The following is a 17,982-nucleotide window of genomic DNA, read 5'->3' as shown; positions in this document are numbered from 1 at the left end:
CTCTGCGAGGCTCTTGCCTGTAGGCCTGATGTCTTTTCTTCCTACACTAACCTGTTTCTTATTCATTCTGGTTAAAATCAGTCACCAATTTTCTATTTTCACATAAAACCACCAGACTATTATTCAATGGCTTATAATGCTACAAAATAAAATCCAAGCAATACATTATATTGCAAAATTTGACAGCAATTAGAATATCGCAAACACTTTATTAGCAATGTGTACGCTGTTTAACTATTTTACTGAGGTATACCATGAAAATGTTAAAAACACTGACTGTTGCTTTAGTTGCCGGTACTCTTTCACTAAGCGCTTTAGCAGCTACTGAAATTACAAAAGAGCAGGCTGAACAAAATAAATATCAGCTTCTGGGCGAGGTAAGCACAACCACGGATGTAAAAACGCCTGAAGAAGCCATGGAAATGCTTTCAAAACTGGCTGATGAAAAAGGGGGCGCCTATTTTGTTGTCATCTCTATGAATGAGAAAAATAACGTTTATGCCGCCGCTGAGGTTTACAAATAACATTGTCCTGCCCTATATACTCCATGTCCAAGCGCAGGTCACACGCTATTAGAAAGGATGTGAATACGAGTTTCGGTAGACCACATCCTTTATATCTCTTCTAATCACTTAGAGCCTCATCACAGCGATTCACACACGTTATCCTCACCTAGGTTTTTTACCTTAACCTGTGTAAGCTCTACTCATTGAGCTCTACTACCAGGTACCCCTTGATGTTTAAAACATTACTTTTTGTTTTCAGTCTACTGCTGATATCGGGCTGTAGTTCAGATATGTGTGCAAAGGCGCATTTTTGCTACGCTGGGCACACTCAGGTAAATACGATACGTTAACCGGCTTACGTCAGGCCGCTTTTCTCTTTTGTTCTGGAATCTCTTGGGATTAAACCTTATATGAAATATTTAGCGCTTTTATTTATTCCTCTCTTAGCGGCATGCGGTACTAATGAGTTTTTAACGATGACGGCTGAAGGAAACCAAATTAGTCTTGAATGCAAAAATCTTATCTCCGCAGACAGCGGGAAAGATTCTAACAGACGCAACTACATCACCATTGTATTCAACGAAGAAGAAGGCAAAAAAATAAATCAATTCTCTCGTGAAAACATCTTCAAAGAGGCCGTTCTTTCCTACAAAGATCGCGTTCTCCTTAAGGCTCGCATCTATGGGGAGCTAAATAACAGCTTTAAGATTACGTCTGCTGACTCAGGCGAGTTTATTCAGAATAGAGAATTGTTGGATAAATGTGTGGCGGTACGTTGAGGGAGTTAGTGTGACGCTTCCTCAGCTAAAACGGACACGGTTAATTCTCTGCGGGCAGAGCATCACATTAAAGAACGTTCACCCTGCCGTTACCGGGGTTGTGTTAGTCCTTCATTCACACCGACAGCGTGCAGTTATCTATCAGCCGCGTCCTGCCGATATAAACCGCTAACGCGCAAAGCACTCGCCCTTCAACGTATTCAATCGGCCTTAAGCTATCGGCGTCAACCAGACTGATATAGTCGACTTTAGCCAAAGGCTCTCGTTCAATGTCGTTTTTCAAGCGAGCCAGCACTGTCAGACTGTCTCTTTCACCTTCAAGAACTAACGTTTGTCCTAGCTGAAGTGCCCGATAGAGACAAACTGCCGCTCTGCGCTGTTCAGGGCTCAGATAGCTATTGCGGGAACTTTTCGCCAGGCCATCTTCTTCACGCACTATGGGGCAGCCAACCACCTCAACATCAATATTCATATCGCAAACCATGCGACGGATAACCGCCAGCTGTTGGGCATCCTTTTGACCAAAGTAGGCGCGATCGGCTTGAACAATATTGAACAGTTTTGATACGACGGTGCATACCCCCTTAAAGTGCCCAGGGCGACTTTTACCACACAGCTCTTCAGTCAATCCCGTCACGTCGACACTACTGGAAAAATCGATACCGTACATTTCAGACGCTTCAGGATGAAAAATAACGTCAACTCCCTCGTTATCACAACGCTGAAGGTCTTGTTCAAGATCTCGAGGATAGCTTGCCAAGTCTTCCTTTGGCCCAAACTGCATAGGGTTAACAAAAATGGACACGACTATTTTATCATTTTCCGTCTTAGCCCGAGCCATTAGGCTTTGATGCCCCTCGTGCAAAAATCCCATTGTCGGCACCAGCCCTATGCTTTTCCCCTCTTGCTTCCAAGACTTGACTATCGCTCTCAGCTCGGAGATGGAAGTAATAACGTTAGACAAAGCGTCACTCCTGTTATTTATATCGTTTCACAGCATATCTACAGTATCGCCCTCACTTAGCTCACCAAGTTCAGCGTCTATCGAGGTTTTAGATGAATCTGGACACTGTTGATTCCACCCTTTTGCGCCCACTAAATGGTAAGGGATCCTCGCCATTGACTCACTGCTTTAGTCTCTTTTAAGTCTGTAGAAAGTTATCGAAATGAGAGGCCACACACAATAAAAGCCCAGCCGTTCTCTTAGGTCAGAATTTTTAAGGCCCCGTTCCATCCCCTGCACACATCACGGGTTGAATAACCACTGGTTCTGGCGTTTCATTTCCTGAACCCACGCAAATATCGCCACATCCAACAATAGGAACGTCATTAGGATCGGGTTCACTTGATACACATCCGAAGAGGAATATGCATAATAGTAATGCGGTTGGTTTCATAACATTTCCCTGTTTGTTTCTCTAACATCATCAACTATATCGTTGTCTGAAACTTTCAAATTCTTTATCACAAATAGCCAATGTGTACCACTTAATGGCAGCTGACATATCTTAAATCAGCCAATCTCTTTCTATTCAAAATGGGTTTTATCACTGACTTATAGCTGAAAGCTTCACGGAACCCCCAGCCTAGCTGGGGGCTATATACAAAAAAACCAGCGAAATTAAATTCAATTTCACTGGTTAATTATAAGCACTAACTTCTTATCGTTTTCTCTACCTCACAGCTGTAGCTCACTAGGCCTACCCTGTATTTTTAGGCGTCTGCTTTACGTTAAAAACGATATTTTATCCCCATCATCGCCTGAGTATCGCTGTAACCCTGATCCCCTAGCTGCTGGGCAACGTTGGTCCAGATATCCAACTCTTTTGAGATTTGTCCTTCAACGCCCAGCTTCAGCTCTGCCAGATTTTTAGCCCCCGCGACGCGATTGTTCACGTCATCCATCCGGAGGCTGAAATCATTGGTATTGTGGAGCCAGTTGGCTTCAACAAACGGTTGAAACTTACGATCTGTATTTTTATCGCTATCCGCTCGGCCGTTCATATAGGCGCGTAGCCCAAGCCGGGTCTGAATATTGCCGTCACCGCGAAAGGCTATTCGGGTTCCGTTAGATTCCGTGTGATCCTTGGTTCTGACATTCATCCAAACGACCTGAGCCTTTGGCTGAAGGTAGTAAACCACACCGTCGGAAAGCCGCTCTCCGAGCTTAATCGTGTAACCCCCCTCGACTGAGGCAGTAACGCCGCGAGAACTGTAGCTCTCACTTTTCAGCTCTTCCCCTTTTACATCACTGTCAAACCAGTTATAAAGCGCCCAAGCGTCGACATAGCTGCCGGTCTTTTCCCGATCGTTGGCATACCAGGTGCCGTAAAGGCCCGCGCTGTAACCTTCTACGGATCCTCGGGAACGGTATTTAGAGTACTTAGCTTCGGTGTTGCTGCGCTGGTTAGCGTAACCCGCCATAGCGCCCAGATGCCAGCGGTCCAACCCGCTGGTGCTCCACTGTGCCAGATCGCCGCCCAGCTGCAAAACATAGCGATTGCTTTGCGTGTGCAGTTGACCACTGCCGTCTCTAAAGCGGTTATGCCCACCAACGTGGCGCATCCACAGGCTGGTCACCTTTTTCTCTCCGGTCAGCACATCGGTATACTGCGTTTCACCCAGTCGATCGTGCAGTCTGGTTATAAATAGCGTATTCGACGCCATATAGTTGGCCAAATAGCTACCGGCTTCAGGACGATAGACGTGCTTCCCTTCTTCCGGCTTTGGCTCTATTTCTGTCTCTGGCTCTGGTGTGGGTTCCTGATAGACACTCGTCAAATACCAGTTACCGCCTTTTTTCACCAGATCGTAATCATAGCTGCCTGCCACAATTCGACTGTTTTTCTCAAAAGTAGCATTGGAATCCTGTTCAACGTGGATAAGCTTGATGCCTTCAATGGTTTGAGCCCCTAGACCACCCAAGTTGTCAACCTGTACACGCCCCTGTCCAAAAGTGTTCCCTTCAACAACGAGTAGAGACGTTGGGGAGCCATCTGCACCGAGCTGGGTACCAAATCGCAATAGACTGTCACTGCTGGTAAAGTCGCCGGTGACGGTAAGCGTATTATCCGGGGTTCCGGTTGTGTTTAGATCGATAGTGCCTCGGGAAGACAAGGCACCATCAATAGAAGATGCTCCCTTAACATAAAGCGTCGTGCCGCGTTCGATATCGAATGTAGATGCTGCTCCGGCCAGTAAAAAAGAGGCGTTATCTAGCACTAATCCCCCACCAGATAGCGCTGCGGACTCAAATCCACCAAATTGTTGATTTCCCGTCAGCGTCCAAATTGAGCTATCCACTTTTTCAACGCGCTCAAAACCCATAATGGCATTTGCATCAGCATCGTTACCTATCTGGGCAAGGGACAGGCTGCCGTTCGCCAACCCGGCCAGGCGCAGCGTATCGTTACCCTCTTGCGTTGCAATGGCCTGTCCTTCCAGAGCCCAGCCATGACGCAGAACCAGTGTGGCGCTCTTGCCCGCGTTTTCCATGTCAATAGCCGTACCGTTCCCGCCCTTTACTGTGCTGGCAATATCAACGGTGGCATCCAACAGATTTGAATAAATGTAAATACCTGTACCGTTCTGACCGGTCACGCTGTCAGAGGCGGTAATATTAACGACACCATCATTTCCACCGCCTATAACGAAAATACCGTCCTCTTCGCCATAGACTTGACTCGTCGCGGTAATGGAGAGGCGTGCATCACTCTGGGCATAGCTCACTACGCTAATTCCGTTTGCCTGTTCGGAGGTAATGCTGCCTTGGGCAACTAGCCTGAGATCGGCTCCTCGATGATCGAGATAAATGCCGTCATCATCACTTTCAATTGCACCGGCAGAAAAAATGTCAGTCGCCCCACTTCCCCAGTTTATAGCCTTAATGCCTACCATCCCGGCCTGAATATCTGAAGATGAACGAACGGTCAACCCAGTAGCCCTGCTGTCATTTTGAACATCTATACCCGTCAAGCCACTGTTAATCTCCCCTGCGGTATTAATCAGAGTCAATCCAGTCCCTTCGTTCTGCGCCTTTATTCCTGCATAGCCGCCGGATACACCGCCAAGCGCGTTAATCGTCAGATCGTTTCCGCCATGCCTTACAAAAATACCCTGTGCGTTAGACAGGCTATTCCCACCGGTTACTTTCCCCTTAACGGTAATATCAGTGTTTCCTGTTCCCGAATTTTGCGCGTAAATACCATTACTATAACTTGCGTCACCGTTAGGAACGGTAATGCTGCCATCAACAAGAATCGTCAGGTCGGTACTGCTCACGCCGTTAATTGCGTGGATACCGTCTGCCCACCCCATCCCTTGGCTAACAATATTGCCGCCTACGTAGATATCACTTTTTCCAGAGCCTTGATTTTCAACCTCAACACCGCTGTAAAAGGCGTTTACGTTTCCCGTAACGTCTACGCGAATATCACTACCGTAGTTTGAAGCAATAACGCCTCGACCATTTTGCCCGATAACGTTGCCGTCAATATTAATAAGAGTTGTACCACTGCCGCGATTGTAAGAGGCAATGCCGTCAATACTTCCATCCACATCATTTTTTACGCGAATAGAGATATTTTCATTATCATCAGTACTATCTATATAGATCCCACTAATGAATGAGTTGATATCAACCTCAACAGAACCCGATCCCGTCTTTTCAACATAGAGGGCCGTTCCATTAGTAATCAGACTAGGGCCGCCAACAGCCTGCTCAACCTTGACCCCACCGCTAGCACTAATCTCTAATCCCGAGTTAGCATTTTGTTCAAAAGAGAAATCATCAGAAATTGATATAGATAGGTTGTCACCGATAATCGTTTGAGAAACACTACCTGCACCGATGCAGGTATACCCACCGCTGCCAGGGAATGACTCACTACAGGCAGCTTCGGCCTCGTAGGCCAAACAAGAGAGCGACATTAGCAGAGAAAGCGAAACAGCGCTGCGTCTAAAGAGTTTTTTGTTATTTTTCACCGGCAAGTGAAAATTATTTATTTTCATATATATCAGTCCCTTAAAAAGAATCCTTCGCTTATAAAATCGATTCTAAAAAATTATCAAAACAAAGAATCAAAAGCGTTTTTATTATATTTCACATTTAATTAAATCAACATAAATTTGTTTTTTCTAAAAATAACGCAAAGTTAACACCAGTCTGATAATTACATTTTTATATTTATTAAAAAATATAATATTTTTCTTAAGAATCTGAGTGAGCACTCTAATTTATCTTATTTAAACGCTCAGAAAATAAGAGAAAAATTAATTAAAAAAATCAAATTAAACAATTTAATTACAAATTAAAAACAATTTAAATAAAATTATTTACAAGAAATGGCACTATGGTCAGATTTACAGAAGCAATCTATACAGAAACAGAAACGACAAAAAACATCGGAGACCAAATAAATTAAGAACTACACCGTTGAGAAATAGTTATCTGATGAGCCGAAGCCCTCTTGAGACAATTTTTTTGAATTCTTCACAATGAGTATGCTCCGGTTCTGTACACCGAGCAGCATGCTTTAGCCCTAGGCTTAACAGCTTCAACTTACGAATCGTGCCGTCAATTTCCTTAGACTTCTGGTGAAGCTGCTCACGGTTAATAGCAATCTTGCCCTCCGCCCCAAACATTACAGCTATTTCATTCAGAGAAAATCCTGCAGCCTGTCCCAGCGTGATCAGCTGCAATTTACTCAGCACATTTTCATTGTATTGCCTTCTCAGACCATTTCGACCAACAGGTTTGATCAATCCCTTCTTTTCGTAAAACCGCAATGCTGAAGGCTTAATGCCAGACAGGTCAGAAATTTCTCTGATATCGAGTTCTTTCATTGTTGACTTGAACCTTACTTTAAGTTGCACACTAGTTCTCAGCTTAGCATTCCATCAAAAAAGGAAACAGACATTGGATATAATTCTTGCTCTTCAAATTGTCATAACAGGTATCGGCGCAACACTGACCATGGATTTATGGTCATTGGGTCAGAAGCATATACTTAATATCCCACCGTTGAACTATTCTCTTGTTGGTCGATGGATTTTATGGATTCCTAGAGGAAAACTATCACATCGCACAATCGTCTCAACATCACCAGTGCGTGGAGAAATTTTTACTGGCTGGGCATTCCACTATCTGACCGGGCTCCTTTTTGCTTCTGTACCGATTATGCTGAACGGCTCAGCCTGGTTCCATGAACCTTCTCTCTTAACAGGGCTTTTGACAGGCTTGTTAACTTTACCTGCTCCACTGATGATTCTGCAGCCCGCGTTTGGCTTTGGCATAGCAGCGTCCCGTACACCCCGCCCATGGCTGGCACGCTTATTAAGTCTTCTAACACATCTGATATATGGTGTTGGGCTTTATAGTTCAACTACTGTTCTACTATCATTCTCACAACATTAACTTAGGCAAGAAAATATCTTCCGGCATAGCCAAAAAATCGATAACCACGCCCACAAGACGTGATATTCAGTTAGAAATAAAAAACCACCGAAGCGGTTAGTCAACATATTGTGCGAAAAAGCCTTTATTCATCTTGGAAGCGAACCAAAACAAATTCTGTGACTTTTATTTTTCACAGCCTATTGTTTTTAAGCCCGTATTTCCTGCTTTAATAAGAAATATGCTAGCCAAAAAACCCACAAATGGATAAAACAAAAAAAGAATTCCAAATCTTTTCTGGAGCCTAGACCAAAATCTTCTTTTTTCTATTACCGCTATTTGTTTAATGGAGTACAGCAAGATGAGAGATATAACAAAAAAAAGCGTAACTACTGCCCCCAAGATAAGAATGACTTCTTTGTCGCCAGTTGGCTCAATAAGCTGTCTTAACAGCCCTAGAAAAGGAAGCCCAGTTCCAAATAGAGCTAAAATTACCCCTACTTTAGCCTGCCCTTTCTGTAATGCGAGATTGTTATCGTTCTCCATCACTCCCCCCCTTAATCCTTTAAAATACATTTAATCACACGAAATAAATTTTAACAGGTTGCGAAATGCGTTGCACTGTATAAACCATCCACATTGAATATGACTATCGAGAAGCTCCCTTTCGCCTTTAATATCCTGATTTACCTATAAACCTCTTCAGTCAGAAGTAAAAAACGGGAGCATCAAGCTCCCGTTAACATTTCCAGCAAACCAGAGGATTACATATTCGCAATCATCGCCTTGCCAAACTCTGAACATTTCAGCAGCTTAGCGCCGTCCATCAGGCGTTCAAAGTCATAGGTCACGGTCTTGGCGGCAATCGCCCCTTCCATGCCTTTAACAATCAGGTCGGCGGCTTCGAACCAGCCCATGTGGCGCAGCATCATTTCTGCGGACAGAATGACCGAGCCCGGGTTGACCTTATCCTGTCCAGCATACTTAGGCGCAGTGCCGTGAGTCGCTTCAAACAGCGCGCAGTCGTCACCGATGTTGGCGCCCGGCGCAATGCCGATACCGCCAACCTGTGCCGCCAGTGCGTCGGAAATATAGTCACCGTTCAGGTTCATCGTGGCGATAACGTCATACTCCGCCGGACGCAGCAAAATTTGCTGCAGGAAGGCATCTGCAATCACGTCTTTGATAATGATGTCTTTGCCGTTTTTCGGGTTCTTGATTTTCATCCACGGGCCGCCGTCCAGCAGCTCACCGCCGAACTCTTCTTTTGCCAACTGATAGCCCCAGTCCTTAAAGGCACCTTCAGTGAACTTCATGATATTGCCTTTATGAACCAGCGTGACGGATTCACGGCCGTTATCAATGGCGTATTCAATCGCGGCGCGGATCAGGCGCTTACTGCCCTGCTCTGAGCACGGCTTAATACCGATACCGCACTGCTGAGGGAAGCGAATTTTTGTCACGCCCATTTCGTCCTGTAGGAACTTAATCACTTTGTCTGCTTCTGGCGTTCCCGCTTTCCACTCAACGCCAGCGTAAATATCTTCAGCGTTTTCACGGAAAATGACCATGTCAGTCAACTCAGGATTTTTTAGCGGGCTCGGAGTGCCGTCGTAGTAGCGAACCGGACGCAGACAAATATAGAGATCCAGCTGCTGGCGAAGCGCTACGTTAAGGGAACGAATACCGCCGCCCACTGGCGTAGTGAGAGGCCCTTTGATTGCCACTTTATATTCACGGATAAAGTCCAGTGTCTCGTTAGGTAGCCAGACATCTTTACCATACAGTTCAGTGGATTTTTCCCCAGTATAAATCTCCATCCAGGAAATTTTACGCTTGCCGCCGTAAGCTTTTTGTACAGCAGCATCAACAACCTCAATCATGACCGGCGTTACGTCAACGCCGATGCCGTCACCTTCAATGTAGGGGATAATAGGATCGTGCGGAACGTCGAGTTTACCCTTGGCATTAATCGTAATTTTCGTGCCTGTAGCCGGTACAACAACTTTGCTTTCCATCAAACTCTCCTCTGAGGACCCGTTTGTTAATTTTTTGTAAGACAGAGAGGATACTACTTGAATAAATTCTCACCGCCAATAAAAAATGTTTTCGGGTATAATGATTTAACGATTCAACGCACAAAACATCATGTTAACATTAGCCACTAAAAAGCATTCTGCCAACCGACGCCGCCCAAAAAGACAAAAATCTTTAGAATACAAAGGGCCGCGCCGCGTTATTCTGCTCAATAAGCCGTTTGACGTTTTGCCTCAGTTTACCGATGAAGCAGGAAGACGAACCCTTAAAGACTACGTGCCCATCCCCGGCGTTTACGCTGCCGGCCGCCTCGATCGCGACAGTGAAGGGCTTATTGTCTTAACTAACGACGGTCGCCTACAGGCAAAATTAACACAGTCGCAACATGACACGGGTAAAGTGTATTTTGTTCAGGTTGAGGGGATCCCTGACGATGCCTCACTGGAAAAACTTCGTCAGGGAGTGACTCTTAACGACGGCCCAACGCTTCCCGCTGGCGCTGAACTCGTTGATGAACCAGAATGGCTGTGGAAACGCGAACCGCCTATCCGCGAGCGGAAGTCGATTCCCACACAGTGGATTAAAATCACACTTCGAGAAGGTCGAAATCGCCAAGTTCGCAGAATGACGGCTCACATAGGCTTCCCTACTCTGCGTCTTATCCGCTATAGCGTTGACTGCTGGAGCCTGGAAAATCTTCAACCGGGAGAATGGAGAGAAGTGCACGATGTCTGAAACTCAGTTTAAGCCCCATGTCACTCTCGCCTGTGTTGTTCAGGCAGAAGGTCGCTTTTTAATGGTAGAAGAGCGGATTAACGGCCGCCCAACGCTAAATCAGCCCGCCGGACATTTGGAGGCGGGGGAAACCGTACTGGAAGGCGCCGTCCGTGAGCGGTGGGAAGAAACAGGCATTCGCGCCCAGCCCCAAACGCTGCTTCGTATCTACCAGTGGCTTGCCCCTGACGGCACGCCGTTTATTCGCTTCACCTTTGCTATCGATCTTGAGCATCTCGTTGAGGCTTCACCAAACGACAGCGATATCGACCGCTGCCTGTGGCTGAGTAAAGAAGAAATCCTCTCCGCCTCCAATCTTCGTTCACCTCTGGTGAAAGAATGCCTGCTGCACTATTTGCAGCCAGAGCGCTATCCGCTGGAAATTCTGGCTCATTTTAACGGATAGAACAGGAACTCGATTGGCGGTGCCAACGGCTCTACAACGTGATAGAATCGTTGGTTATTATGCTGTATGGCAACAGCAGAATTTTTTCATCATGTGAGACAGTCACACAAGGTAGCTACACGAGATCCCTATGTCAGATAATCGTCAGAAAAAAGTCGTTGTCGGAATGTCCGGCGGTGTTGATTCTTCCGTTTCGGCCCATCTGCTTTTGCAGCAAGGCTATCAGGTCGTTGGCCTGTTTATGAAAAACTGGGAAGAAGACGATTCTGATGAGTACTGTTCGGCGGCGACCGATCTGGCCGACGCTCAGGCTGTGTGCGATCGCTTAGGGATTGAACTGCACACCATTAACTTTGCCGCAGAATACTGGGATAACGTTTTCGAGCACTTTCTGGCGGAATACCGCGCCGGGCGCACGCCTAACCCAGACATTCTGTGCAATAAAGAAATCAAGTTTAAAGCCTTTCTGGAGTTTGCCGCTCAGGATTTGGGCGCGGACTACATCGCTACCGGTCACTATGTCCGCCGTCAGGACATTGATGGCAAAAGCCGACTACTGCGCGGCGTCGATGAAAACAAAGACCAAAGCTACTTTCTCTATACGCTAAGCCATGAGCAAGTTGCCCAAAGCCTGTTTCCCGTCGGTGAACTGGAAAAACCGGAAGTGCGCCGCATTGCTGAAACGCTCGATTTGGCGACAGCAAAGAAAAAGGACTCTACCGGTATCTGCTTTATTGGCGAACGCAAATTCCGAGACTTTCTTGCCCGCTATCTGCCCGCCCAGCCGGGGGATATTGTCACTGTCGATGGTGAAGTGGTCGGTCGACATCAAGGGCTGATGTACCATACCCTAGGCCAGCGTAAAGGGCTTGGCATCGGCGGCCTGAAAGACAGCGGCGAAGACCCTTGGTACACGGTCGACAAAGACTTGACCACTAACCGCCTTATTGTCGCTCAGGGGCACAATCACCCCAGCCTGTTTTCAACCGGGCTTATCGCTCAACAGTTGCACTGGGTTGACAGAAATGAAGTCACTGAACCTTTCCGCTGCACGGTGAAAACTCGCTACCGCCAGCAGGACATCCCCTGTTCTGTTGTGCCTCTGGGGCCGGATCGCCTAGAGGTTCGTTTTGATGAGCCGGTTGCGGCAGTTACTCCAGGGCAGTCCGCGGTCTTTTATCAGGGCGAAGTGTGCCTCGGCGGCGGCATTATTGAAGAACGTTTACAGGACTAACCGTGGCCAAAAACTACTATGACATTACGATCGCGCTGGCTGGCGTTGCCCAGTCCGCTCGATTGGTTCAACAACTCGCGCTTGGAGAACAATACGATGCACATGCATTAAATGTCTCTCTTCGCAGTATTATGGTGACGGATTCGCCCACCACGCTGGCTATTTTCGGTCAAGAAAGCGATCTTCGTCTCGGACTGGAAACCCTTCCGGCCGTCTTTGCCAGCAACCGTAAATCCCTCAGTGCCGACCTAACCCGCTACCTGCTTAGCCTGACAGTCCTTGAACGCAAGCTTTCTGCGAATCCTCAGGCACTGAACGAACTGTCTAACCGTATTTCTCAAGTTGAACGCCAGCTTATACACTTCGACATTGATTCCGAGACGGTAACCCACGCTCTGGCCGACATTTACGTCGATGTGATTAGTCCGCTGGGGCCAAGAATTCAGGTGACGGGATCCCCTGAAGCGCTACAGAAACCGCTGGTTCAGGCAAAAGTGCGCGCAGCCCTGCTGGCGGGGATCCGCGCTGCCGTGCTGTGGCAGCAGGTCGGCGGGCGTCGGCTACAGTTTGTATTTTCACGCAGTCGCCTGCTTTCACAGGTGCACCAAATTCTTTCTCATCGTTAAACTTTCAGACTTCAGGAGTCCTACTGATGGAATTATCTTCACTGACCGCCGTATCGCCGATTGATGGACGCTATGGCGACAAAGTTGGCGCTCTGCGCGCTATTTTCAGCGAATTCGGTTTACTGAAGTTCCGCGTTGAGGTTGAAGTTCGTTGGCTTCAGAAGCTGGCTAGCTGCGCACACATTAAAGAAGTTCCCGTTTTTAGCAAAGAAGCAAACGATTACCTTAACGCGATTGTTACCGGCTTCAGCCTGCAGGATGCAGAAAGAATCAAGACTATCGAACGCACTACCAACCACGATGTGAAAGCCGTCGAATACTTTCTGAAAGAGAAAGCGGCTGGCGTAGCAGAGCTTAACGCCGTCTCGGAGTTTATCCACTTCGCCTGTACCTCAGAAGATATCAATAACCTTTCTCACGCCCTGATGCTGACCACCGCTCGCCGTGACGTTCTGCTGCCAAACTGGCGCACCGTTATTGATAAAGTGAAATCTTTGGCCTCTCAATATCGCGATATTCCCCTACTCTCCCGCACCCACGGCCAGCCCGCTACGCCATCCACAATCGGCAAGGAAATGGCCAACGTGGCCTACCGCATGGAGCGTCAGTACGCTCAGCTGGCTCAGGTAGATATTCTTGGCAAAATCAACGGTGCAGTAGGCAACTATAACGCTCACGTGGTCGCCTATCCGGAAGTTGATTGGCACGCCTTTAGCGAAGAGTTCGTGACCTCTTTAGGCATCACCTGGAACCCCTATACGACACAGATTGAACCCCACGACTATATTGCCGAGCTGTTTGACTGCGTTGCGCGTTTTAATACCATTTTGTTGGATCTCGATCGCGACGTCTGGGGCTATATTGCGCTGAACCACTTTAAGCAAAAGACCATTGCCGGGGAAATCGGCTCCTCAACCATGCCTCATAAGGTTAACCCTATCGACTTTGAAAACTCCGAAGGCAACCTTGGTCTGGCTAACGCTGTACTTGGTCACCTTGCGAGTAAACTGCCCGTCTCTCGCTGGCAGCGCGACCTGACTGACTCCACGGTACTCAGAAACCTCGGCGTTGGCCTTGGCTATGCCCTGATCGCCTATCAGTCGACAATGAAAGGCCTTAACAAGCTTGAGGTGAATGAAGGCCGCCTGCGTGAAGAACTCGACCAAAATTGGGAAGTACTGGCTGAGCCGATTCAGACGGTCATGCGCCGCTATGGCATCGAAAAGCCCTATGAGAAGTTGAAAGAGCTGACTCGCGGTAAACGCGTTACAGAGGCTGACATGCACCGCTTTATTGACGGCCTTGAGCTGCCGACAGAAGAGAAAGCGCGTTTGAAAACCATGACCCCGGCTAACTACGTTGGCTACGCGGTAGAGATGGTCGACCTTCTCAAATAAATTGATCGGTCATCACAAACTAAGACGGGGCGCTGATGAGCGCCCCGTCTTATTAACGGCATAAACTACAATACGACTTTAGCCATTTTTAGAAAAGCGTTCATGCGTCTGCTTCACGATTTCTACCAGTACATTGCTGGCAGCCCTGAGTGATTTAACCGGCAGATACTCATAGATCGAGTGGAAATTATGACCACCGGTAAATACGTTAGGACAGGGCAAGCCGTTTTGTGACAGCACCGCGCCGTCGTAGCCGCCCCGCATGGGGATAACTTTAGGCTCAATACCCTGTTTCCGATAGGCGTCAACGGCGATATCAATAGGGAAACTCGCCTCGCCCTGTAGGCTATTAAACACGTTAGAGTAGCGATCGGACAGCTTACATACAACGCTTCCTTCACCCCACAGGTCTTCACAGTGCTTCGCTAATCTATCCAGAAACTGCATACGCTGATGATATCCCTGCTCGGTAAAGTCCCGCACGTCCATTTTCAACACAGTCCTAGCGCTGTTACCCTGTAACTGTTTGACCCAATAGTAGCCTTCACGCCCTTCTGTGTACTCTGGAGCCTCGCCTCCCGGCAGCATAGCGATAAACTTATGCGCCATCAGCAGTGAATTTTTCAAGCGGCCTTTTGCAGACATCGGGTGAGCTGACTGCCCGGTAAACACCAGCTCGGCGTCCCCAGCATTCCAGTTCTCATAAACCAGTTCACCAATGCCGCAGCAGTCTAGCGTATAGGCAAAGTCTGCACCGAACGACTTAACGTCAAAGGCTTTTGAGCCCCTTAGCCCCTGCTCTTCATCAGGCACGAGGCCAACTTTTACTGGACCGTGCTTGATGTCGGGATTAGCCAGCAGAAACTGAACCATATTAACGATAGAGGCAATCGCCGCCTTGTCGTCAGCCCCTAGCAGGCTGGTGCCGTCAGTGACAATAATGTCGTCACCCGCATACTCTTCAAGCTCGGGAAACTCGCTTTTACGCAAAAAAATCTGCTGAGCCTTATTCAAACAGATATCGCCGCCCTGATAAGAGACGATCTGAGCGTGTGTGTCTTTGGTTTGCTCGGCGCTAGTATCTAAGTGACCAAAAAAAGCCACGGTGGGCAGAGAATAGTCTACGTTCGCGGGAAGCGTTGCGGTAAGTATCGATCGTTCATTGACCGCGACATCCTCAAGCCCGAGTGCACGCAGCTCTTCGGCCACCTGATTGGCTAAAACCCTTTGCCCTTCAGAGGATGGCATAATTCCCGCAGCGCCCTTGTCGCGGTCCGTAGTCGTGTTGATCTTGGTATAGGAAATAAAGCGATCGACAATATCCATCATATTTACCTTTACGTATGAAATCGTTGCTGTTTACGTTAACACAGCCCCATGCAGGGTAAAACTGGTTTACTGAACCCGTATGCGAACCTTAATAGCAAACCTGTTCTTCTGGCTCGCTTAAGCATCCATAAAACAGTCATCCCACCTTTCTCTATCTCTTCTGAAAATCTTATCGCAGAGAAACGCCGAAAGCAGGTGAAATGATGCTAATTGAAAAAATGTCGTTGGCGTTTTGGTGCTATCCTTACCCCATCGCCTGTATCGCACAGCGCGGTCGTGTTAAACTTAGTTCACCTGCGGGCAATCCCTTAGCCTTTTCAGCCTGTTGCTCACGGCTGTCGTGTATGTCTTCATTCACAGCCGCTAGCGCTGACAGCCTACAGGCTGCTCTATGACGACATATTAGGAAAGAAAATGGGTTCGATAACAGATCTCTTCCAGGCACTTTTACAGCACGATTTCAAAACGCTGGCGAATCCGGAGTTTCTTTGGGCCATCTACGGCATTCTTTTCACGATTATCTTATTGGAAAACGGCCTGCTTCCCGCTGCATTTCTTCCTGGGGACAGTCTGCTCCTGCTGGCAGGCGCGCTGATCGCACAAGGCTCCCTTCACTACTTTTTGACGCTGGCCGTGCTATCAGCCGCCGCTGCGCTGGGCTGTTGGATAAGTTACTTACAGGGAAAGTGGCTTGGAAAAACCAAAACCGTGCAGGGATGGATGGCCAAAATTCCCGCTCACTACCACCAGCGAGCCCATAACCTGTTTCATCAGCACGGCTTTTTTGCGCTATTAATCGGGCGCTTTTTAGCCTTTGTCAGAACGCTTCTACCGACAATTGCCGGTCTGTCTGCTCTGGACGCGAAGCGCTTTCAAATATTCAACTGGCTAAGCGCGGTTTTATGGGTAACCTCTGTGACCAGCCTTGGCTACCTGATTAGCCTAACGCCGTTCTTTAAGCACAACGAAAAGATAGTGATGGATGGGCTGATGATTTTACCGGTTGCCCTGTTAGTCCTTGGGCTCTTAGGCTCTTTGGTGGTCGTCTTGAGAAAAAAGTCGCATAAAAAAGAGTGAATTGACAGAGCCCCGATAGGCCATGATGACTTAGCGGGCTATGCCGTTTTTCATCCCTATGTTACAGGAGGAGAAAAACGCTTCAATGGCTTCATCAAACAGCAACTCTTTTATCAACAGACGGCGCTGGAAACAAACAGGTTCGCCGTTGTTTTCACTGCACCACTCTACGCTTAACGTACGTCCTTCTGGCGCAAGCACGATGGTAACTTTGGCATCTGGTCGCAGCTCAGCGGCTCGCGAAAGAAAATCGGCTATTTCCATGCTATACCCATGCAATGTTCAGCATTCATGATTCAATGCAGTGACTATACATTATCCAAATCACCTTTTCTCTAAGTTCCACAATGTGTTAATTAAAACAGCCATAGCCTACTTATTAAAAGGTATCCTCAGCGCTGCCTCGGTATGCAATAATTTACACAACGTATTTTTATCGTCTCAGAGCTATGGAAAAGACCTTTAGTGATGGCATTATGAACGGCCTCGCTGCCCTGACGCCCCCGGTGCCAGAGGATATGCTGCTACACAGCGACGACTATCGCAAGGGTTTCATCTGCGGTTTCTCCCACGCGCTGGAGAAGCGGTGCAATAACGTGACGATTGCCCACTACCGCGCTGGTCAACTGACTTTTAAATACCGTCTTAGCCAAGAGCAGCTGTCAGAATTTTTTATCGATGCAGCAGAAAATAGCCCGTCCCCTGCCTTTATTGACGGTTACAGAAACGCCAAATCCTTTCCCGTCTCCTAGCAATTCCAAAGCGTTTTATTGATTCAGTATCGTGCAAGTTAAAAATGTGGTGCATGCAAAATTTACCGAATTTATCTAAATGCTCCTGTGTATTTCAACGCCTGTGATAACATGTGCGCCGAATATATTTTTGGAGTATTTCGCTTATGGAAGAGCAAAGCAAAAAGCAAAAAAAACCGCTGTTTGACGACGTTCACGGCTTACGATTTATGGAAAGCTGGCCTGCTATTTTGCGTTGGTTAAGCATTCTGCCCGTTGCCATTGTCGTTTTTCTTATTGTCCGAATTTTGTTTGTCGGCACCGTGTTAAATATCATGCAACAGAGCATGCCTCTGGTGGCAAACTATGTGGGTGCTGTGGCAACGCTAATTGTTTACTGCCCCGTGGTTGAAGTCAGCGCCGCTGCCGCGCCAAGCAAGCGCACGGCCGTTGCAACAGTTCTTGCCCTTGGCATTTCCGGCTCTCTGATTTATACCGCATTCGCCTTTTGGCACACCCTGTCTTTCGAGCCCAATGTACATACTGGCATTGTGCTCACGCTATCAACAGTTTGTGCCACCTTGGGTTCGTTTCTTGGCGTAAGAAATACGTATGTGCGAAGCAAGAAGCAACTGTTGGAAAAAGTGCAGGACTAAATTAAATATACGTAAAAGGCCACCTGCTATGCAGGT

General features: G+C 47.5%; 18 protein-coding genes. 11 read left to right on the top strand and 7 right to left on the bottom strand.

What is annotated here, in order from left to right:
• The first annotated feature begins 254 nt into the window (after positions 1 to 254).
• A complete protein-coding gene (locus DQM29_RS07515; protein WP_111740108.1) occupies positions 255 to 524 on the top strand; it encodes a YdgH/BhsA/McbA family protein in 270 nt (89 codons plus the stop codon).
• Between the two features lie 392 nt (positions 525 to 916).
• Complete coding sequence (locus DQM29_RS07510) at positions 917 to 1,285, top strand: SecDF P1 head subdomain-containing protein (RefSeq protein WP_145960346.1); 369 nt, start codon at positions 917 to 919, stop codon at positions 1,283 to 1,285.
• 115 nt (positions 1,286 to 1,400) lie between these two features.
• Here DQM29_RS07510 and panC read toward each other — a convergent pair whose 3' ends face one another.
• The 3 genes from panC to DQM29_RS07495 form a co-directional block, all read right to left on the bottom strand.
• The gene (gene panC / locus DQM29_RS07505) at positions 1,401 to 2,249 is read right to left on the bottom strand and encodes a pantoate--beta-alanine ligase (RefSeq protein WP_111740106.1); all 849 of its coding nucleotides are present in this window, start codon (positions 2,247 to 2,249) and stop codon (positions 1,401 to 1,403) included.
• Between the two features lie 767 nt (positions 2,250 to 3,016).
• Positions 3,017 to 6,295: an autotransporter outer membrane beta-barrel domain-containing protein gene (locus DQM29_RS07500; RefSeq protein WP_232054877.1), complete on the bottom strand. Its 3,279-nt coding sequence runs from the start codon at positions 6,293 to 6,295 to the stop codon at positions 3,017 to 3,019.
• A 435-nt stretch (positions 6,296 to 6,730) separates the two neighbouring features.
• On the bottom strand, positions 6,731 to 7,129 hold the full coding sequence (locus DQM29_RS07495; protein WP_111740105.1) for a MerR family transcriptional regulator: 399 nt from the start codon (positions 7,127 to 7,129) through the stop codon (positions 6,731 to 6,733).
• 130 nt (positions 7,130 to 7,259) lie between these two features.
• Here DQM29_RS07495 and DQM29_RS07490 point away from each other — a divergent pair, with 130 nt between their 5' ends.
• Positions 7,260 to 7,700: a DUF2938 family protein gene (locus tag DQM29_RS07490; RefSeq protein ID WP_277872190.1), complete on the top strand. Its 441-nt coding sequence runs from the start codon at positions 7,260 to 7,262 to the stop codon at positions 7,698 to 7,700.
• Positions 7,701 to 7,865: 165 nt separating this feature from the next.
• On the opposite strand, the gene DQM29_RS07485 is transcribed toward DQM29_RS07490, so the two are convergent.
• Both DQM29_RS07485 and icd read right to left on the bottom strand, forming a co-directional pair.
• Entirely contained in the window at positions 7,866 to 8,225 is a 360-nt protein-coding gene (locus DQM29_RS07485) for a hypothetical protein (protein ID WP_111740103.1), read from the bottom strand.
• Positions 8,226 to 8,443: 218 nt separating this feature from the next.
• Positions 8,444 to 9,697: an NADP-dependent isocitrate dehydrogenase gene (icd, locus tag DQM29_RS07480; protein ID WP_111740102.1), complete on the bottom strand. Its 1,254-nt coding sequence runs from the start codon at positions 9,695 to 9,697 to the stop codon at positions 8,444 to 8,446.
• Positions 9,698 to 9,827: 130 nt separating this feature from the next.
• Between icd and rluE the strand changes: the two genes are divergently transcribed.
• The 5 genes from rluE to purB all read left to right on the top strand — a co-directional run bounded on the left by rluE (position 9,828) and on the right by purB (position 14,153).
• The gene (gene rluE, locus DQM29_RS07475) at positions 9,828 to 10,451 is read left to right on the top strand and encodes a 23S rRNA pseudouridine(2457) synthase RluE (protein ID WP_111740101.1); all 624 of its coding nucleotides are present in this window, start codon (positions 9,828 to 9,830) and stop codon (positions 10,449 to 10,451) included.
• Positions 10,444 to 10,896 (top strand): NUDIX hydrolase, encoded by a 453-nt coding sequence (locus DQM29_RS07470; protein WP_111740100.1) that lies wholly within the window; start codon positions 10,444 to 10,446, stop codon positions 10,894 to 10,896. Before rluE ends, DQM29_RS07470 begins: the two co-directional genes overlap by 8 nt.
• A 130-nt stretch (positions 10,897 to 11,026) precedes the next feature.
• On the top strand, positions 11,027 to 12,130 hold the full coding sequence (gene mnmA / locus DQM29_RS07465; protein WP_111740099.1) for a tRNA 2-thiouridine(34) synthase MnmA: 1,104 nt from the start codon (positions 11,027 to 11,029) through the stop codon (positions 12,128 to 12,130).
• Between the two features lie 2 nt (positions 12,131 to 12,132).
• Positions 12,133 to 12,756, top strand: a complete 624-nt coding sequence (gene hflD, locus DQM29_RS07460; protein ID WP_111740098.1) for a high frequency lysogenization protein HflD — start codon at positions 12,133 to 12,135, stop codon at positions 12,754 to 12,756.
• A gap of 26 nt (positions 12,757 to 12,782) precedes the next feature.
• Positions 12,783 to 14,153, top strand: a complete 1,371-nt coding sequence (purB, locus tag DQM29_RS07455) for an adenylosuccinate lyase (protein WP_111740097.1) — start codon at positions 12,783 to 12,785, stop codon at positions 14,151 to 14,153.
• A 78-nt stretch (positions 14,154 to 14,231) separates the two neighbouring features.
• Here purB and pepT read toward each other — a convergent pair whose 3' ends face one another.
• Complete coding sequence (gene pepT, locus DQM29_RS07450) at positions 14,232 to 15,479, bottom strand: peptidase T (RefSeq protein ID WP_111740096.1); 1,248 nt, start codon at positions 15,477 to 15,479, stop codon at positions 14,232 to 14,234.
• Between the two features lie 417 nt (positions 15,480 to 15,896).
• Here pepT and DQM29_RS07445 point away from each other — a divergent pair, with 417 nt between their 5' ends.
• A complete protein-coding gene (locus DQM29_RS07445; protein WP_111740095.1) occupies positions 15,897 to 16,559 on the top strand; it encodes a DedA family protein in 663 nt (220 codons plus the stop codon).
• A gap of 30 nt (positions 16,560 to 16,589) precedes the next feature.
• On the opposite strand, the gene DQM29_RS07440 is transcribed toward DQM29_RS07445, so the two are convergent.
• Positions 16,590 to 16,823 (bottom strand): hypothetical protein, encoded by a 234-nt coding sequence (locus DQM29_RS07440; RefSeq protein WP_111740094.1) that lies wholly within the window; start codon positions 16,821 to 16,823, stop codon positions 16,590 to 16,592.
• Positions 16,824 to 17,008: 185 nt separating this feature from the next.
• Between DQM29_RS07440 and DQM29_RS07435 the strand changes: the two genes are divergently transcribed.
• Together DQM29_RS07435 and DQM29_RS07430 are read left to right on the top strand one after the other, a co-directional pair.
• The gene (locus DQM29_RS07435) at positions 17,009 to 17,311 is read left to right on the top strand and encodes a DUF2623 family protein (protein WP_111740093.1); all 303 of its coding nucleotides are present in this window, start codon (positions 17,009 to 17,011) and stop codon (positions 17,309 to 17,311) included.
• A 146-nt stretch (positions 17,312 to 17,457) separates the two neighbouring features.
• On the top strand, positions 17,458 to 17,946 hold the full coding sequence (locus DQM29_RS07430) for a hypothetical protein (protein WP_111740092.1): 489 nt from the start codon (positions 17,458 to 17,460) through the stop codon (positions 17,944 to 17,946).
• The last annotated feature ends 36 nt before the right edge of the window (positions 17,947 to 17,982 follow it).

The organism is Leminorella richardii, assembly GCF_900478135.1.
GTDB lineage: Bacteria > Pseudomonadota > Gammaproteobacteria > Enterobacterales > Enterobacteriaceae > Leminorella > Leminorella richardii.
This window is presented reverse-complemented; position numbering and strand designations above follow the sequence as displayed.

Excerpts from the sequence above, each read along its gene's own strand:
- DQM29_RS07435 (WP_111740093.1), top strand. The coding sequence starts at position 17,009 with ATGGAAAAGACCTTTAGTGATGGCATTATGAACGGCCTCGCTGCCCTG.
- DQM29_RS07430 (WP_111740092.1), top strand. The coding sequence starts at position 17,458 with ATGGAAGAGCAAAGCAAAAAGCAAAAAAAACCGCTGTTTGACGACGTT.
- DQM29_RS07445 (WP_111740095.1), top strand. The coding sequence starts at position 15,897 with ATGGGTTCGATAACAGATCTCTTCCAGGCACTTTTACAGCACGATTTC.
- DQM29_RS07440 (WP_111740094.1), bottom strand. The coding sequence starts at position 16,823 with ATGGAAATAGCCGATTTTCTTTCGCGAGCCGCTGAGCTGCGACCAGAT.
- DQM29_RS07500 (WP_232054877.1), bottom strand. The coding sequence starts at position 6,295 with ATGAAAATAAATAATTTTCACTTGCCGGTGAAAAATAACAAAAAACTC.
- rluE (WP_111740101.1), top strand. The coding sequence starts at position 9,828 with ATGTTAACATTAGCCACTAAAAAGCATTCTGCCAACCGACGCCGCCCA.
- icd (WP_111740102.1), bottom strand. The coding sequence starts at position 9,697 with ATGGAAAGCAAAGTTGTTGTACCGGCTACAGGCACGAAAATTACGATT.
- pepT (WP_111740096.1), bottom strand. The coding sequence starts at position 15,479 with ATGGATATTGTCGATCGCTTTATTTCCTATACCAAGATCAACACGACT.
- DQM29_RS07515 (WP_111740108.1), top strand. The coding sequence starts at position 255 with ATGAAAATGTTAAAAACACTGACTGTTGCTTTAGTTGCCGGTACTCTT.
- purB (WP_111740097.1), top strand. The coding sequence starts at position 12,783 with ATGGAATTATCTTCACTGACCGCCGTATCGCCGATTGATGGACGCTAT.
- DQM29_RS07510 (WP_145960346.1), top strand. The coding sequence starts at position 917 with ATGAAATATTTAGCGCTTTTATTTATTCCTCTCTTAGCGGCATGCGGT.
- DQM29_RS07490 (WP_277872190.1), top strand. The coding sequence starts at position 7,260 with ATGGATTTATGGTCATTGGGTCAGAAGCATATACTTAATATCCCACCG.
- DQM29_RS07485 (WP_111740103.1), bottom strand. The coding sequence starts at position 8,225 with ATGGAGAACGATAACAATCTCGCATTACAGAAAGGGCAGGCTAAAGTA.
- DQM29_RS07495 (WP_111740105.1), bottom strand. The coding sequence starts at position 7,129 with ATGAAAGAACTCGATATCAGAGAAATTTCTGACCTGTCTGGCATTAAG.
- mnmA (WP_111740099.1), top strand. The coding sequence starts at position 11,027 with ATGTCAGATAATCGTCAGAAAAAAGTCGTTGTCGGAATGTCCGGCGGT.
- DQM29_RS07470 (WP_111740100.1), top strand. The coding sequence starts at position 10,444 with ATGTCTGAAACTCAGTTTAAGCCCCATGTCACTCTCGCCTGTGTTGTT.